Below are 15855 nucleotides of genomic sequence, written 5' to 3' on the forward strand. Positions count from 1 at the left end.
AAAAAAACCCGCCAATAGGCGGGTTTTTTTTAGCTCTTGTGGGAGCAACTGTCTTGCACTACCTGTGGGAGCGGGCTTGCCCCGCGATGCGATGCGACTGACACACCGCAATCGCGGGGCAAGCCCGCTCCTACCGGTCAGTGGACCTTCAGGGTGTGTCCTGAGCGTGCTGCGCGCTTTTTTCTGCCTGGCGTAACTGCGCCTCAAGTTTGCCGATCAGCTGCAACTGCTGGCGCAGTTCGGTCACCCGTTCCGCCAGGCTCAAGGCAAGGTTCTGGTTCTGCTTTTCCATCTCGTCGCGTGAACCGTTGAGCTGCGCCAGGTTGATTTCCAGCCCCTGGATCTGCGCCTGACGGCGATCAGCCTGGGTCTTGAGCGTGCGCTGGGTGTCCTTGAGCGTGCGGATCTGCACCAGCAAGCCTTCATTGTCGCGGTTCAGCCGCGTGAGTTCGTCCTGTTTGACGATCAACGTCTGTTGCATCTGCCGCGTTTCAACCTGCAGCTGTTGCACCTGACCCTCATGGCGGCGTTGCTCCTGCTCGCGCTGTTCGCGGCTGGCAGTGCGGTAATGCTCGAGGGCGTCACGGGCGTGCTGGTGCTTGTCTTCCAGCGAGGCGATTTGTTCGTCTTTGTCCGCCAGGCGCAGGTTCAACTCACCGACCGCCTGATTGAGCGTGGCGTTACGGGTCTGCTCGGTTTGCAAGGCGCTGCGGGTGGTGGCCAGCTCGGCAGATTGTGCGGCTAAGGCGGTGGCCTGGATGTCGTACTGCTGCTGCAGTGCCTGCAAGGCCTGCTGGCTGATCTGCACTTGGGCCGACAGCGTTTGCCGTTCTGCTTCAAACGTACTGCACGCCTCGTCGATATGTACCTGTCCTTCCGCTTGCAACTGCTCGGCCAGTTGTTCGACCAGCGTTGCCAGCGCATCGCTGAGGTTTGGTGTACTCGCTGGTGCCGCCGGGTACTGGTTATCGAGTTCTTTCAGGTAGCGGTGAATAGTGGTTTTCGAGCCGGTATTGCCCAACTCGATACGTACTGCATCGATACTCGGGTGTACACCACGGGCCAGCAGCGCCTGCCGCGCCTTCTGCACGACAGCCTTGTTTATTCCGCCACGGGCCATGGTTACTCCTACGATTTCGTAATGTAGTACGTACTATGTGTTTACATGGTATCTCATCTCCCAAAATAACGCTTAGAAACCTTGTTTCTAAGATTGAATAATCACGGCTTATCGCATCTGAAATGCTAAATTCACACAATTCGGCTCAGCAAACTGCTTGCACAGCGCCCTCACCCTGCGCACGCCCGGCCAGCAAACAGCTGAAGGCCAACACGGCAATCACCGCGCAGCCCGCCGCGACCCATAACAACGCGGTAAACCCGTGGCTGAGCAACTGCCCGGCCAACGCCGGGCCGGCCATCGAGCTCAAGGCAAAGGCGGCGGGAATCAACATGATCGAGCGGCCGCTGCTGTCCATGCGGGCAATGGCAGCGGTTTGATAGACGCAGCCCCAGGTGAACCCCACCTCCCAGATCCAGGCGCCAGCGGCGTACATCGGGAAGCCATCGGCGTTCCCCAGCAACAACAGCCCAGTGCCGAGAACCAGCAAGACGATGAGGTGCGGTACTCGCACGCCAAGGCGATCACCGACGGCGGCAAGCACCAAGGCCGCCGCACCGCCCAACAGTTTGAGTACGGCGAAGACGATGCCCAGTTCGGTCGGTTGCAGCGCCAGGCTATGACCCAGGCGCTCAAGAAACGCCCACAGGCCGATCTGCCCGGCACCGAACAGGAAGAAAAACCCTAGCGCGGCATACGCTGCCGGCGGGAACTGAAAACGCGCTAACAACGAACCGCTGTGCGGCCGTGCAGCGGCGCCCAGCAAATCCTGGCGCCGCGGCAATGCCCAGCTGCTGAGGCTCAGCAGCAGAATGATTGCGGCCAACAGCAAGGCCGCACCGGTGTAGTGGAAATTCGCGATGACCAGCGATGGCAAGGCAAACAACACCGCCGCCACCACGCCGAGTTCGATGCCCAGACGCAAGCCCAGGGCGCGCTCCTTGTTGGGCATTTCGCCCATGATGCGCATGCCCAGGCAGGTCATCAGCGCGGCAAAAAAACCAATCAACGCCCACAGCGGCAATTGCGCCGTGGCCGGTAGCCGTGACGACAACCCGTACGCCACCGCAGCCCCGAACGCGCAGCCGAGGGTCAGCCAGCGCCAGTTCAAACGGTCGATCAGCGCCACTGCCACCAGGGTGCCGAGCAGGTAACCGGCAAAGCACACCGCCCCCAACAGGCCGATCTGTTCGACCGTAAAGCCCAGGCTGTCGACCATCGAACCGAGCAGAATCGGCAAGGTATTGAACGGTAGCCCGCCTATTGTCGAGGCGAAGCTGGCCGCCAGCATGATCGCCACGGTGTTACCACGACTGATGTTCATTGCGCGTTCCTGCCCGGGTAAGTGATCAGCGTTGGCCGACGGTGATGATTTCGCGGCGTTCGTTCATGCTGGCCGGCACGCTGGCTTCGTCCATGAAGAACTGCTGGTACCACTCGCGCAGTTGGTAAACCGGGCCATCACCTTCAGCCAGTACCGGGTTGTTGACGCGGATCTTGTGTGCCCAGATGTCCACGTCCTGGTAGAAGGATTCGCGGTTACGCAGCACGTAATCCTGCGCCAGTGCGCGGTTCTGCTCTTCACTCCAGCCCGGGATCTTTTTCACCATGCAGCCAAAGCGCAGCTCGAAGCTGTTGGCGCTGATCGGTACGTGGCAGTTGAGCAAAATCGAATGGATTTCCTTGCCTTCGAACACCGCGCGCATGCGGGTGAAGTGCGTCGCTGGCCCGTAGTACGCCGACTCGGCAACCAGATCACCGCCCAAGCGCTCGGAGTCACCGTGGAAAATCTGCTGGGCAATATGCCCTTCAAAGATGTTGGCAAAGTACTTGGTGGGCGTGCCATGAACCGGGCCAAAGTGCTGGGCGTCTGCCAGGTTATCGACCAGTTCGCGCGGGTTGGTTTCGATAATCAGCTTGTCCATGTGCCAATCGTGCAGCCATTCGTCACTGTCCTGCTCCGGCAGGTGCGGAATCACCACGCCGTCGGCCGGGGCCTGGCCTTCCGGGTTGTTCCAGACGAACAGCAACTTGTTCTCTTCACAGGTCAGCCAACTACGGGTTTTGGCTTTCGGCGGAATGCGCTTGCAGTACGGAATTTCGACGCACTTGCCGCTGGCGTCGTACTGCCAGTGGTGGAACGGGCAGACCACCCGGTCGTTTTCCAGGGTACCGCGTGAGAGGTCGGCGCCCATGTGCGGGCAATGGGCATCAATAACGCTGATCTGACCGCTGGAGGTGGCAAACGCCAGCAAGCGGGTGCCGAAGATGTTCAGGGTGTGCAACTGGCCGTCGCGGTAGTCGGCTGCCTCACCCAGGCAGTGCCAGCCTCGGCCAAAGCGAGGGGCCAAGGTAGTTTCGACATTGATTGCTGCGAGCTTGGTCATTGTTATTGTTCCTCGTGTGGAAATCCCCGGTAACTTGCCCGGACAATCTTCACCGAGGAGAAGCGGGTGCTCATCCTCCGCATGGACTAGATGAGCACCGTAGGATCAATCAACGCCAATCGGCGACGATGCCGTGCTCCAGGGCAAACGTCTGTGCCGCAAGGGTGCGGCGCTGAAAGCGCACGGCCTGATCCTGGGTGGCCAACCACACCATGACTGCGGCGGGCACCTGCGGCGGCGCTGTGCCGGTTTTCATCGCCAGCAAGCCGTTGTCGCCGATCGTGGCCTTCAACGCATCGGTCGTGACCACACCGGGGTTGAGGGTAAAGGCACGAATGCCCTGCTCGCCCAGCTCGGCGGCAAGCACCCCCGACACTCTGGAGACCGCAGCCTTGCCCGCCGCATAGGCATAGCCCCAGCCACCCTTGGCGGCGGCAACGGGTGGATCGACCTCACCGGCGCCGGAGGTGACGTTGATCACCACCCCGGCACCGCGTTCGAGCATGGCGGCGACCACGCGCTGGGTCAGCAACAGCGGTGCCAGCACATAACCCTTGAACACCCGTTCCATGGTCTCTGGCTGCAGCGTCATGAACGCAGCATTGAGGTCATTGCCTTGGTAGATCGCGTTATTGACCAGCACATCAATTCGTCCGAACGCGGCCAACACCGTTTGCGCGGCGGCCAGCACCGAGGCACTGTCGAGCAGGTCCATGGGCACCACCAAGGCCTCGCGCCCCAAGGCGCGGATTTCGGCAGCGGTGCTGTTGAGGCTGCCCGCCAACGGTATGCCCTGGGCATCGCACAAGCGGTGCGTGGTGTGTTCGCCTTCTTCCAGTGTGCGTGCGCTGATCGCTACATCGAAGCCGGCCCGGGCAAACGCCAACGCGGTTTCGCGCCCGATGCCACGGCTGGCGCCGGTAATGAATGCCACTTTGCTCATTGTTGTCCCCCACCGAGGCAAAGATCAGAAGCGTGTCGGGCGCACCATCGCGTCCATACCGCCATCGACAAACATCACCGTGCCATGGACAAAGCTGGCCTGCGGCGACTGCAGGAACGCCACGACTTCGGCGATTTCCTCGGGATTGCCAGCGCGTCCCAGTGGCGCAACGAACTCACGCACCGCCTTGGCAAAGCGTGGATCGTTCAGCGAGGTCTGGTGCAACGGCGTCTCCACCGCGCCTGGCGCCACCACGTTCAAGCGAATGCCCTGCCTGGCCCAGGCCACCGCCTTGCTGCGGGCAGTGCTGGTGACTGCATATTTGGAACTGGCATAGGCAACATGCGACTGACCTTGAGCAGTGGCCTGCTCCAGTGCCTGCACTTCGTTGCCGGCCAGCATGGCAGCGATCATCGGTTGCTGCTCGGGGTTGATGTGCGTAGCGGCGATCGAGCCGATTACCACTGCGGCAGGCCGATCGCCCTTGGCCAAGGCATCGGCGAGCCCGTCGAGCAGCTCGGTGACACCAAAGTAGTTCACCGCAATGATGACATCCGACACCGCGCTGGAACCGACCCCGGCGCAGCACACCAGGCCATCGAGCACCCCGTCGCTGTGCTCCAGCACGGCATCGATCGCGGCTTGACGCCCGGCCGCGCTGGACAGGTCGGCAATCACCTCGGCGTCTGCCCGGTCGATACCAATAATGCGATGCCCGGCAGCCCGGAGTGCCTGGCAGACTGCCGCGCCGATACCGGATGCAGAACCGCTGACCGCTGTGACTGGCATAACGTTCTTCCTTATAGAGAGTGACGGTGGCGACTAGTATTGAGGCCGTGCAGACGAGGCAACATCGTCTGCACGGACTAGAGGGGAGCGGCCATACCACAACCTGTGGGGCGGGCTTGCTGTGGGAGCGGGCTTGCCCCGCGATTGCGGTGTGTCAGGCATATTGCAATCGCGGGGCAAGCCCGCTCCTACAGGTCAGGCGCTGTTGCGGGCGGCGGGGGCCAGTTTCAATTGTGGTTTTTCCGTCTTATCGCTTTTCAACCCGGCCGATTTCGGCTTTCCCAAGGCAACCACACTGTTGAGGATGATCCGCACCAACTCGGTCTGGCGACGTACACCGGTCTTCGAGAAGATCGAGCGCAAATGTGCCCGGGCCGTGTTGCGGCGCACATTCAACACTTCGGCGGCTTCCTCCAGCGAGAGGCCATTGGCCAGTTCCATGGCCAGTGCAGTTTCGGCCCGGGTCAGGTTGAACAGTTGTTTGGTCACCGTTTCACTGGCCATCGAGCGGCCAACGGCGTCGCGGATGTACACCACCACCGCCGGCGTGTTCTTGCCGTCTGCCCAGTCCTGACTGGGAATCGCCTCGACCACCACACCAAGGTTGACCTGCCCTGAAGGCCTGGCCACCGACAAGGCATCAGCGGCGCTGTTGCCCGGCGCTTTGTTGGCATCGTGGGCAAAGGCATTGCGCACCAGGCGCTGCAGCTCACGGTTGTCACTGGGATAGGAGGCCTCAAGACGCCCACCCACCAGTTTCAGGCCGTCGGCGCGCTCCAGCAGCTCGCTGGCCACCGGGTTGAGACGCAGCACGCTGCCGTTCTGGTCAAGCACGATGGTGGCCACAGACAAGCGGCTGATCGCCTGGGAATACAGCTCGCCAATCGACTCGCTGCGGTCGAGCAGGTTGTGCACCTGCATGGCCCGGCGCAGATGCGGCACGAGCATCTCGCACAGCGTACGCTCCGAAGCGGTGAACCGAGGCGCAGCTTTGGGCCGAGTGATGCGAAAGCGCAATTTGCCGCCATCGGCGGTGGAAATATTGGCACCCATGATGTGGTAGGTGTCGTGAACGATGCCGTAGGTTTTGAAGTACACCGAGTTGGTCCACTCGGCTTCGCTCATCAGGTCATCGACCGTGAACACCTGGTCCATGGGCGGGTTGTTGAACGGGGTGACGGTCTGCGGATAAGCCCAGTAGCTCACCTCGCCCTCACCTTCGATGTCGCCTACCACGATCATCAGGCCCAGGTCGGGTTGCTCGGGTACACGCAGGATCAACGTGACGTAGTTAGCCTGGTACACACTACGGACATGGCGCAGCGCCTTGGCCATCAACTTGTGGTCCATTGAACCGTCGTAGATCCCGCCAATCAGCCGGTCATAATCGGCCAGATCCAAACCCATGTCGGCCAAGGCGTTAACACCCAAGCTGGAGTTTTCCATCGTCCGTCTCCTCGCAGCACGCAGCCCAGGCCGCGGCCGTTGTTATTGTTATGGATGGAACATTTGCGCACGCGGTACGGGGTTTGCCTTGGCGGCTACCAGGGGTTTGCCCAGGTTGAACCAGGCGGCCAACGCCGGGAGCAGGAAAATCGCCCCAAGTACATTGACCAGAAACATGAACGATAGCAAGACCCCCATATCAGCCTGGAACTTGAGCGGTGCAAAGGCCCAGGTGCAGACCCCGATCGACATGGTCAAGGCAGTAAATACCGCCGCCGTGCCACGTTGGCACATGGCCTGGTAGAAGGCCTGGCGCAGGTCGGCGCCGGCGGCCATTTCGTGCTGGATCCGCTCATACAGGTAGATGCCGTAGTCCACCCCCACGCCGACGCCGAGCGCCATGACCGGCAGCGTCGCGACCTTCAGGCCGATGCCAAGCATGGCCATCAGCGCATTGCACAGCACCGCGACGATGGCCAGCGGCACGAGGATGCACAGCACCGCGCGCAGCGAGCCGAAGGTCAGCCAGCAGAACAACAGCACCGAACCGAACAACGCCACCAGCATCAGTACCTCGGCGCGTTTGACCGCATCGTTGGACGCCGCCATCACCCCGACGTTGCCACCGCCGAGGAAGAACTTGATTTCCGGCACCTGGACCTGGTCGATGATTCGTTTGGCTTCGTTGACCACATGCGACACGGTGGCGCCATCGTGATCGGTGAGGAAGACCAGCACCTGCATCTGTTGGCAGCCATCGGTCACCAGGCCATCTTCGGGCATATAGGCACGGGCGCCCTGACTCAAGCCACGCGATGAACCCGGAATCGCCGCCCAGCGCGGGTTACCCTCGTTGTTGCCGGCAATCACCGTTTTACCGTAGCCAGCCACCGACTGCACCGACTGCACACCGGTAACGCTGCGCATCTGAAAGTCGAAGGCCTCCACCGCACGCATCACCGAAGGCGACAGGCACGCCTCTTCCAGGCCCTGGGCCTGAACGAACACTGCCAGCACATCGAGGCCGATCGAGTAGCTGCTGACAATCTTGCTGTTGTCCTGGTTGTAGCGCGATTCGGCGCGCAGCTCCGGGGCACCGGCACCGATGTCGCCGACTTCCAGTTGCCGGGCCTTGAACACTGCTGCACTCAATAGCATCAGGCTGATCACCAACACCACCAAGGCCGGACGCGGTTCAGCCAGGGCCGACAGCCGCCACCACAGCGGGTGCTTGCCAGTCTGCTGATTGCGTTCCTTGCTTAACACGCCGCGTTCCAGGCGCAGATGAGCGATGATGATCGGCAGCATCAGTTTGTTGGTGATGATCATCAGCATCACACCGATGCAAGCGGTCACCCCCAGCTCGTGCACAATCGGGATGTCGATGAGCATGATCACGGCAAAGCCCAGGGCATTCATCAGCAGCGCCAATGAGCCTGGAATAAAGATTTTGCAGAAGGCCAGGCGCGCCGCCTGCACGGAATCCTTGCCAGCGAGCACCTCCTGTTTCCAGGCGTTGGTCATCTGCACCGCATGCGACACACCGATCGAGAAAATCAGGAATGGCACCAGAATCGACATCGGGTCGATGCCCAGCCCCATCAGCGGCAACAAGCCGAGCAGCCAGACCACTGGCAACAAGGCCACCAGCAAGGCCACCACGGTCAGGCGCAACGAGCGCGAATAGAACCACAGCAACACGCCAGTGATCAGGAAGGCGACAACAAAGAAGCCGATCACCGTCATCAGCCCTTCGACCACATCGCCCACCAGCTTGGCGAAGCCGACGATGTGGACCTCGACCTGATCGTTGCTGTACTTGGCGCGGATCGCTTCCAGACGCTTGGCGACCTCGACGTAACTGACCGCTTGACCGGTTTGCGGGTCGATATCCTGCAGGTCTGCACGGACCATCGCCGACTTCAGGTCATTGGCCACCAGCCTGCCCACCTGTCCGGAGCTTGCGGCATTGCTGCGCACCTGGGCCAGGTCCTCGGCACTGCCGGTAAAACGTGGCGGCACCACCACATCGCCAAAGAAGCCCTCTTCGGTGATCTCGATGTAACGCACGTTGGCGGTGAACAGCGAGGTGACACTGGCGCGGCTAACGCCGTTGATAAAGAACACATCGTCGGTGACTTTGCGCAAGGTCTCGAGAAACACCGGGTTATAGATGTCGCCTTCGCCTTTCCACTTAACGCTCACAAGAAAGCGGTTGGCGCCGGTGAAGTACTGACTGAAATGAAGGAAGTTGAGCATGTACTCATGGCGCACCGGGATCTGCTTGTTGAAGCCCGGGTCGAGCTGGGTATGGCTGGCGCTGTAGCCCAGGCCCAGGGTCAGCAGCAAGAACAGCGTCAACAACAGTTTGCGGCGCGCCAACAGCAGGTCGGCGCAGCGCTCAACCATGCGTTCGCTCCAGGATTTAGCGGGTTTCATGCGTTTGCTCTCCTTTGCCCAGTGCAGCGACGCTGCTGGCATTTCCCTGCAACACGCCGCGTTCACCGGCGACCAGCAACTGATCGCTACCCAGCACAATGGCGGCGGTCAAGGTCCCCAGGCCCGGCAGGCGGTTGGTGCCGAGCAAACGGCCCTGGCCATCCAGGCGCACCATCGAACTGCCAGCGCCGACGATCAGCACCCCGGCGTTGTCCGGCAGCAGCACATGACCATAAAGCGGTTGCGTGTTGCCGACCTTGATGGCCTGCCACTGCTCGCCGAAGTTGTCGCTGACAAACACATGGCCGCGCATGCCGTAGGTCACCCAGCGCTGGGCACTCAGGCGCACCACGCCAAACAATGAGCCGTTATAGGGGTTGTAAGCCGGAAACCCAGAAATTTCCGTCAGCCGATCAACATGGCTTGTCTCGCGCTTGGTCGATGAGTTCCTGCATCGCCCGCATGACTTCTTCGTGGGTGTACGACTTGGCGTTGGGGTCGTCGGCCTCTCGGAGAGCTTCCTCGACCTCGCGGGTCATCCGCACATATTCTTCCGGCCACAGCGCTTGCTCCATGCGCAGCGACGCCTGCCCAAGCAGGTGCAGCAGGCCGAACAGCCGCATGTCATTGGTGGCGACGACGTGCTCTCGAATCCGCTCCTGGATCACCTCGCAGGCCCGATGCGCCTCTGGCGTCGCCGTGCCCTCGTAGCCGGCTGGGAGTTCTGCTTCTTCAGCGATTCGCGCCCAAGCGATAGCCAGCGCCTCGATGGTGGACAGGTTCATTTGCTCATCCACTTGCGCAGCAGACGCTTTTTCAGGGAGGCGCGCTCTTGCGGATTGCGTCCCTTGTGGTTGGCAATGCGATCCGCCGTGGCGGCCTGGCGCTTGATGGGCCAGTAGGAGCGGCCATCCTTACCCATCGACCAGACGTTGCTGACCTGGTTTTCCAGTAGAGGCAGATGGGCGCATAGAGCTTCCGGCGACGCGCTGGCCAGCGCGGTGCGCTCGTGGGTTCGCCAGCGCTGATGCCAGAGTTTCTTGTCCTCGCGCTCGCTACGGCAGGTCGTGTGCCCAACGATGGGCGTTTTGCGGCGGCTGCGGCTCATGATGTGGTTGTCTCCAAGAACATTCAGGACAGGCTTTCTGGGTAGAGCGCCGTCAACCGGGACAGGGTTTCTTGCACTTGTTCCAGCGAGGTCATCAGATGATCAACCTGATCCTGAAGATCCACGGCGAGATCAAATAGCTCAGCCACTCGGCTGCGTGATCCCTCGTTGAACGCGGCCATTGCCAGTTGATGCAGCTTCAACAGGTCGGTGCGCAGTTGCGGAGGTGCGCCGTCTGCGCTGTCATTCAAATCGCCGCGCAGCACGTCCACGGCATCGACTGCACGCAGCAGTGCCGTGGTATCGAAATTCTCGGGAGTCAGTTCGTCCCATTCGTCGTCGGTGATGCGGGCTGCCATCAGGAGAGCTCCGATTAAGCGGTTGCGAGCGTTAGATGCCCGATCGGCTCGGCTGCTGGCCGTACCTTGATTTCGATGTCGTAGCCGAGGCGATTCAGACAATCCATCAGCTTGCGTTCGGATAGATTGGTGAAGTCGCCGCGCATCATGCCCGACACCTTCGGTTGCGGGATGCCCATGCGTTTGGCCGCCGCTTGTTGAGTCAGCCCAAGGGCGCGCATGGCCCTCCTGATCTCGACCACCAGGCCGGTCTTGATCTTGAGCTTTTCAGCGTCAGGCAGTCCAAGGTCGGCAAAGACGTTGCCCGAGCTGCGCTGAACCTCGACGCCTTCAATGATTCGTTTTTGCATTTCGTAGCTCCTGTGCCAATACCTCGGCCACCTTCAGCCGAGCGCGGATGATGTCCATGTCGGCCTTTGGCGTGGCGATTCCGCTCTTGCTCTTCTTCTGGAAGCAGTGCAGGACGAACACCGCTTCCGCAAACTTGACCGTGTATACCGCTCGATAGGTGCCGCCGGCATCGTCTTCGACGACCTCCAGCACGCCGGCACCACCGAACCCCTTGAGCACCTTTGCTGCGTCATCCTGATCGCCTATCTGCGCCAACGAGAGCGCGTAACCGAAACGGCGACGCACGTCGGACGGCAACGCCATCAAATCCTTGTGGCTGCTCGCGATCCATTCGAGCGGTTTTTCTTTGTTTGTCATGACGGAATTTTATACCTGTTCAGGTAATGATGTAAACGCGGCAACCTCAAGGAGGTGTCGTAAAACATTTGTTTTGCGACAGGCTGTCAGCCGCCGCTGTGCTACCTGTGCAACACCCCCTCAAAAATGTACGGAAAACTCTATCGCTATTCACTATTATGCGGAAACCTGTTTTTGATGGTTATCCGCCTATGTTGGTTGGCTACATGCGCGTGTCGTCGGACTCCGACCGCCAGAGCACGGACTTGCAGCGCGACGCGCTGCTCGCCGCCGGCGTCGATCCGCGTCACCTGTTTGAGGATCGTGCCTCTGGCGCGAAGGATGACCGTGCCGGCTTGGCGCGGGCGCTTGAGTTCGTTCGAGCCGGCGATGTGCTGGTGGTGTGGAAACTCGACCGGCTCGGTCGCTCGCTGTCGCACCTGCTCGCCATTGTGACTTCGCTCAAGGACAAGCGGGTGGCGTTCCGCTCGCTGACAGAGAACCTGGACACTACGACGCCCTCGGGCGAATTCCTGTTCCAGGTGTTCGGTGCGCTCGCGCAGTACGAGCGCGCCTTGATTCAGGAGCGCGTCGTCGCGGGCTTGGCCGCCGCACGCAAACGCGGCCGGATCGGCGGCCGGCCGCAGGCGATCACTGGTGAGAAGCTGGACGCCATCGTCGCCGCGCTCGATGGCGGCATGTCTAAGGCGGCGGTGTGCCGCAACTTCAATGTCAAGCGCACTACGTTGATCGAAACATTGACGCGAGCAGGTTGGCGTGGTGCGGGAAGGACGGTCGATGAGCAACAAGAATAAGCTACTCACCGTCTTTTCTGACGCAGAGCAGGAAGCCTTGTACGGCCTACCGGACTTCGACGATGCTCAGCGGCTGGAATACCTGGCGTTGGCCGAATCTGAACTGGCGTTCGCCAGCAGCCGGCCTAGCCTGCAGGCCCAAGTCTATTGCGTCTTGCAGATCGGCTACTTCAAGGCCAAGCATGCTTTCTTCCGCTTCGATTGGCATGAGGTCGAGGACGATTGCGCCTTCGTGCTGAGTCGCTATTTCCACGGCGAAGCGTTCGAACGCAAGGCGATCACCAAGCATGAGCACTACAGCCAGAGGGGTCAGATCGCCGAACTGTTCGGCTACCGGTCGTGGGCGGCTAGCTTCCTGCCGCAACTGGCACAGCAGGCTGAACAGATCGTGCGGCGCGACGTAATGCCAGGATTCGTGGCCGCCGAACTGATCGTTTGGCTCAGCGAGCACAAAATCATCCGGCCCGGCCACACCACCTTACAAGAGCTGGTCAGTGAAGCCCTGTCCACCGAACGCAGGCGCTTGGGCGGCTTGCTGGCAGAAGTGTTGGACGAATCGGCCAAAGCTGCGCTGGGCCAGCTCCTGGTGCGTGACGACACCCTGTCTCAACTGGCAGCGCTCAAGCAGGACGCTAAAGATTTCGGCTGGCGTCAGATGGCAGGGGAGCGCGAGAAGCGCGCCACGCTGAAGTCCTTGCACGGGATCGCCAAGGCGCTGCTGCCCAAGCTCGGCATCTCGCAGCAGAACCTGCTGTACTACGCGAGCCTGGCGAACTTCTATACCGTCCATGACCTGCGCCACCTGAAGGCGGAGCAGACCCGGCTCTACCTGCTGTGCTATGCCTGGGTACGTTACCGGCAGCTCACCGACAACCTGGTCGACGCGATGGCCTTCCACATGAAAAAACTTGAGGACGAGAGCCGCACGGGTGCGAAACAGTCCTTTGTCGCCGAACAGCTGCGACGCCATCAGGAAACGCCGCAGGTTGGCCGCCTGCTGTCGCTGTACGTGGACGACAGCGTGGCCGATCCGACGCCGTTCGGCGAGGTGCGCCAACGCGCCTACAAAATCATGTCCAGGGAATTGCTGCAAAACACGGCGCAGCGCATGAGCGTCAAGCCACTGAACAAACTGGCGCTGCACTGGCAGGCGGTGGACGGCCTGGCCGAACGCATTCGACGCCATCTACGGCCGCTGTACGTCGCGCTCGACTTCGCCGGCACGGCCCCCGATAACCCATGGCTCGCGGCGCTGACTTGGGCCAAGAGCGTGTTCGCCAAGCAGCAGCGCCTATCACAACGGCCACTCGACGAATGTCCGGCGGCAACGCTGCCGAAACGCTTGCGTCCGTACCTGCTGATGTTCGATGCCGAAGGCACGCCGACAGGCCTGCATGCCGATCGTTACGAATTCTGGCTTTACCGTCAGGTCAGGAAACGCTTCCAGGCGGGCGAGCTCTACATTGACGACAGCTTGCAGCACCGGCATTTGTCCGACGAGTTGGTTTCGATGGACGAGAAAGCCGCCGTGCTCGCGCAGATGGACATCCCCTTCCTGCGGCAGCCGGTCAGTGCCCAGCTCGATGCACTGGCGGCCGAGTTGCGTGCGCAATGGGTGGCGTTCAATCGCGAGCTGAAACAGGGCAAGCTGACGCACCTGGAATACGACAAGGACACGCAGAGACTGACCTGGCGCAAGCCCAAGGGGGAGAACCAGAAGGCGCGCGAGCAAGCTCTCTACGAGCAACTGCCATACTGCGATGTCGCCGACGTGTTTCGCTTCGTCAACGGTCAGTGCCAGTTCCTGTCGGCGCTGACACCATTGCAGCCACGCTATGCGAAGAAGGTAGCCGACGCCGACAGTCTGATGGCGGTGATCATTGCCCAAGCCATGAACCACGGCAACCAGGTTATGGCACGTACCAGCGACATCCCGTACCACGTCCTGGAGAGTACCTACCAGCAGTACCTGCGCCAGGCGACGCTACATGTGGCCAACGATTGCATCAGCAACGCCATCGCCGCACTGCCGATCTTCCCGCATTACTCGTTCGACCTCGATTCGTTGTACGGTGCCGTTGATGGGCAGAAATTCGGCGTCGAGCGACCAACTGTGAAGGCGCGCTACTCGCGCAAATATTTCGGCCGCGGCAAGGGCGTCGTCGCCTACACGCTGCTGTGCAATCACGTGCCGTTGAACGGCTACCTGATAGGCGCACACGAGTACGAGGCTCACCACGTGTTCGACATCTGGTACCGCAACACGTCGGACATCGTGCCGAGCGCGATCACCGGCGACATGCACAGCATCAACAAGGCCAACTTCGCCATCCTGCACTGGTTCGGACTTCGTTTCGAGCCGCGCTTCACCGACCTCGACGACCAGTTGCAGGAGCTGTATTGCGCCGATGATCTGGCATTGTACGAGAAATGCCTGATCCGGCCGGCTGGCCAGATCGACCGGCAACTCATCGTCGGTGAGAAGGCGAACATCGACCGAATCGTCGCCACACTGGGCCTGAAGGAAATGACGCAGGGCACGCTGATCCGCAAGCTGTGCACCTATACGGCGCCGAACCCGACGCGGCGCGCAATCTTCGAGTTCGACAAGCTCATCCGCAGTATCTACACACTGCGCTACCTGCGCGACCCGCAACTGGAGCGTAATGTTCACCGCTCGCAGAACCGCATTGAGTCCTATCACCAGCTACGCTCGACCATCGCCCAAGTCGGTGGGAAGAAGGAATTGACCGGCCGCACCGACATCGAAATCGAGATCAGCAACCAGTGCGCCAGGCTGATCGGCAACGCGATCATCTTCTACAACTCGGCGATCCTGTCCCTGCTGCTGACGAAGTACGAGGCAGCTGGCAATGCCAAGGCGCTGGCGTTGATCACGCAGATGTCGCCAGCGGCCTGGCGGCACATCCTGCTGAACGGGCATTACACCTTCCAGACTGACGGCAAGTTCATCGACCTGGATGCGCTCGTGGCGGGACTGGAGCTGGGCTGACGGAAATTTCTGGGATTCCGGCGTACAACCCCTATCTGGAAGACTATCCGGTAGAGCGGTATTACCGCGATGCGCGGATTACCCAGATCTACGAAGGCTCCAGTGAAATTCAGCGGATGTTGATTGCTCGTGAGCTTAAGCATTACGCGTTGTAGCCGCATCACGGGGCAAGCCCGCTCCCACCATACCCGGTAGGAGCGGGCTTGCCCCGCGGAAAAAGCTGTTCTACTCGTCCACATGCACGCTATCAAGGTAACTGCGCACCGCCCATAACGCCTCCTGGCTCAGGTAGTCAGCCATCTTCGGCATGTACACCCGGCCATCCCGCACGGCCCCGTTGCGCACCCGTTCGACAAACCATTCATCCCCCGCCGCGCCTTCATCCAACAGGCGCAGATCCGGTGCGATACCACCCGACTTGGCCTCCAGACCATGGCAGGCGGCACAGTTCTGGTTGTAAGCCGAGGCGCCAATCGACACCGCTTCGTCATGGTCCTTGCTGTTACGGTAGGGATTTTCTGCACGCCACTGCTCGCCGAGTTTCTCCAGGTTTCCGGTATTGACCGCCGTCGGTGTGACGTTGCCATGTGCCAACACGGCGCCGCTGCTGATCAGGCAACCCGTCACGATCAGGCCCGCCCAGGCGTTTTTTGCTGTTGTCATTGTTCTGCCCTCGACTGCTGTTTGCACGCGAACCCCTCTCTGCTGAAAGGGTGTCCGCCAGCCTAGGCCGAGGCAACAACAGGCCC

General features: G+C 61.0%; 15 protein-coding genes and 2 pseudogenes. 3 read left to right on the top strand and 14 right to left on the bottom strand.

Translation table 11 applies throughout. From position 1 onward, the window contains the following. Positions 1–148: 148 nt before the first annotated feature. The 13 genes and pseudogenes from ACP6KB_RS13495 to ACP6KB_RS13555 form a co-directional block, all read right to left on the bottom strand. Positions 149–1120, bottom strand: a complete 972-nt coding sequence (locus ACP6KB_RS13495) for a DNA-binding protein (RefSeq protein ID WP_442114219.1) — start codon at positions 1118–1120, stop codon at positions 149–151. A gap of 145 nt (positions 1121–1265) precedes the next feature. Continuing rightward, positions 1266–2444, bottom strand: a complete 1179-nt coding sequence (locus ACP6KB_RS13500; RefSeq protein ID WP_442114220.1) for an MFS transporter — start codon at positions 2442–2444, stop codon at positions 1266–1268. 25 nt (positions 2445–2469) lie between these two features. After that, entirely contained in the window at positions 2470–3507 is a 1038-nt protein-coding gene (locus ACP6KB_RS13505) for a Rieske 2Fe-2S domain-containing protein (protein ID WP_442114221.1), read from the bottom strand. 109 nt (positions 3508–3616) lie between these two features. Further along, on the bottom strand, positions 3617–4450 hold the full coding sequence (locus ACP6KB_RS13510) for an SDR family NAD(P)-dependent oxidoreductase (protein ID WP_442114222.1): 834 nt from the start codon (positions 4448–4450) through the stop codon (positions 3617–3619). Positions 4451–4474: 24 nt separating this feature from the next. After that, positions 4475–5239 (bottom strand): SDR family oxidoreductase, encoded by a 765-nt coding sequence (locus ACP6KB_RS13515; RefSeq protein WP_442114223.1) that lies wholly within the window; start codon positions 5237–5239, stop codon positions 4475–4477. Positions 5240–5434: 195 nt separating this feature from the next. Beyond that, positions 5435–6685, bottom strand: coding sequence for a helix-turn-helix transcriptional regulator (locus ACP6KB_RS13520; protein WP_442114224.1), 1251 nt, complete (start codon positions 6683–6685; stop codon positions 5435–5437). Between the two features lie 48 nt (positions 6686–6733). Continuing rightward, complete coding sequence (locus tag ACP6KB_RS13525; protein WP_442114225.1) at positions 6734–9124, bottom strand: efflux RND transporter permease subunit; 2391 nt, start codon at positions 9122–9124, stop codon at positions 6734–6736. Beyond that, positions 9111–9512 (bottom strand): annotated as a pseudogene (locus tag ACP6KB_RS13530) (WD40/YVTN/BNR-like repeat-containing protein); the annotation flags it as partial. The gene ACP6KB_RS13525 and the pseudogene ACP6KB_RS13530, both read right to left, overlap by 14 nt. A 25-nt stretch (positions 9513–9537) precedes the next feature. After that, complete coding sequence (locus ACP6KB_RS13535; protein WP_023103794.1) at positions 9538–9909, bottom strand: hypothetical protein; 372 nt, start codon at positions 9907–9909, stop codon at positions 9538–9540. Beyond that, entirely contained in the window at positions 9906–10232 is a 327-nt protein-coding gene (locus ACP6KB_RS13540; RefSeq protein ID WP_000091614.1) for a hypothetical protein, read from the bottom strand. The genes ACP6KB_RS13535 and ACP6KB_RS13540 overlap by 4 nt, the downstream gene beginning before the upstream one ends. 23 nt (positions 10233–10255) lie before the next feature. Continuing rightward, a complete protein-coding gene (locus tag ACP6KB_RS13545; RefSeq protein WP_000741275.1) occupies positions 10256–10591 on the bottom strand; it encodes a hypothetical protein in 336 nt (111 codons plus the stop codon). 14 nt (positions 10592–10605) lie between these two features. Next, positions 10606–10941, bottom strand: coding sequence for a helix-turn-helix domain-containing protein (locus ACP6KB_RS13550; RefSeq protein ID WP_001172026.1), 336 nt, complete (start codon positions 10939–10941; stop codon positions 10606–10608). Next, positions 10922–11299: a type II toxin-antitoxin system RelE/ParE family toxin gene (locus tag ACP6KB_RS13555; protein WP_003151133.1), complete on the bottom strand. Its 378-nt coding sequence runs from the start codon at positions 11297–11299 to the stop codon at positions 10922–10924. Before ACP6KB_RS13555 ends, ACP6KB_RS13550 begins: the two co-directional genes overlap by 20 nt. A gap of 191 nt (positions 11300–11490) precedes the next feature. Here ACP6KB_RS13555 and ACP6KB_RS13560 point away from each other — a divergent pair, with 191 nt between their 5' ends. The 3 genes and pseudogenes from ACP6KB_RS13560 to ACP6KB_RS13570 form a co-directional block, all read left to right on the top strand. Beyond that, a complete protein-coding gene (locus tag ACP6KB_RS13560; protein WP_010465829.1) occupies positions 11491–12093 on the top strand; it encodes a recombinase family protein in 603 nt (200 codons plus the stop codon). Next, positions 12077–15106: a Tn3 family transposase gene (locus ACP6KB_RS13565; protein WP_065761565.1), complete on the top strand. Its 3030-nt coding sequence runs from the start codon at positions 12077–12079 to the stop codon at positions 15104–15106. The genes ACP6KB_RS13560 and ACP6KB_RS13565 overlap by 17 nt, the downstream gene beginning before the upstream one ends. Positions 15107–15138: 32 nt before the next feature. Next, a pseudogene (locus ACP6KB_RS13570) lies at positions 15139–15261 on the top strand (acyl-CoA dehydrogenase family protein); the annotation flags it as partial. A gap of 70 nt (positions 15262–15331) precedes the next feature. On the opposite strand, the gene pedF reads toward ACP6KB_RS13570, so the two are convergent. Beyond that, complete coding sequence (gene pedF, locus ACP6KB_RS13575) at positions 15332–15769, bottom strand: cytochrome c-550 PedF (protein ID WP_442114226.1); 438 nt, start codon at positions 15767–15769, stop codon at positions 15332–15334. Between the last annotated feature and the right edge of the window lie 86 nt (positions 15770–15855).

It is taken from the genome of Pseudomonas sp. NUPR-001 (assembly GCF_052147955.1).
Taxonomy (GTDB): Bacteria; Pseudomonadota; Gammaproteobacteria; order Pseudomonadales; family Pseudomonadaceae; genus Aquipseudomonas.

What these genes read in the sequence shown, in the direction of transcription:
- ACP6KB_RS13510 (WP_442114222.1), bottom strand. Translation starts at nt 4,450, where the DNA reads ATGAGCAAAGTGGCATTCATTACCGGCGCCAGCCGTGGCATCGGGCGC.
- pedF (WP_442114226.1), bottom strand. Translation starts at nt 15,769, where the DNA reads ATGACAACAGCAAAAAACGCCTGGGCGGGCCTGATCGTGACGGGTTGC.
- ACP6KB_RS13520 (WP_442114224.1), bottom strand. Translation starts at nt 6,685, where the DNA reads ATGGAAAACTCCAGCTTGGGTGTTAACGCCTTGGCCGACATGGGTTTG.
- ACP6KB_RS13500 (WP_442114220.1), bottom strand. Translation starts at nt 2,444, where the DNA reads ATGAACATCAGTCGTGGTAACACCGTGGCGATCATGCTGGCGGCCAGC.
- ACP6KB_RS13555 (WP_003151133.1), bottom strand. Translation starts at nt 11,299, where the DNA reads ATGACAAACAAAGAAAAACCGCTCGAATGGATCGCGAGCAGCCACAAG.
- ACP6KB_RS13535 (WP_023103794.1), bottom strand. Translation starts at nt 9,909, where the DNA reads ATGAACCTGTCCACCATCGAGGCGCTGGCTATCGCTTGGGCGCGAATC.
- ACP6KB_RS13515 (WP_442114223.1), bottom strand. Translation starts at nt 5,239, where the DNA reads ATGCCAGTCACAGCGGTCAGCGGTTCTGCATCCGGTATCGGCGCGGCA.
- ACP6KB_RS13505 (WP_442114221.1), bottom strand. Translation starts at nt 3,507, where the DNA reads ATGACCAAGCTCGCAGCAATCAATGTCGAAACTACCTTGGCCCCTCGC.
- ACP6KB_RS13560 (WP_010465829.1), top strand. Translation starts at nt 11,491, where the DNA reads ATGTTGGTTGGCTACATGCGCGTGTCGTCGGACTCCGACCGCCAGAGC.
- ACP6KB_RS13525 (WP_442114225.1), bottom strand. Translation starts at nt 9,124, where the DNA reads ATGAAACCCGCTAAATCCTGGAGCGAACGCATGGTTGAGCGCTGCGCC.
- ACP6KB_RS13495 (WP_442114219.1), bottom strand. Translation starts at nt 1,120, where the DNA reads ATGGCCCGTGGCGGAATAAACAAGGCTGTCGTGCAGAAGGCGCGGCAG.
- ACP6KB_RS13550 (WP_001172026.1), bottom strand. Translation starts at nt 10,941, where the DNA reads ATGCAAAAACGAATCATTGAAGGCGTCGAGGTTCAGCGCAGCTCGGGC.
- ACP6KB_RS13565 (WP_065761565.1), top strand. Translation starts at nt 12,077, where the DNA reads ATGAGCAACAAGAATAAGCTACTCACCGTCTTTTCTGACGCAGAGCAG.
- ACP6KB_RS13540 (WP_000091614.1), bottom strand. Translation starts at nt 10,232, where the DNA reads ATGAGCCGCAGCCGCCGCAAAACGCCCATCGTTGGGCACACGACCTGC.
- ACP6KB_RS13545 (WP_000741275.1), bottom strand. Translation starts at nt 10,591, where the DNA reads ATGGCAGCCCGCATCACCGACGACGAATGGGACGAACTGACTCCCGAG.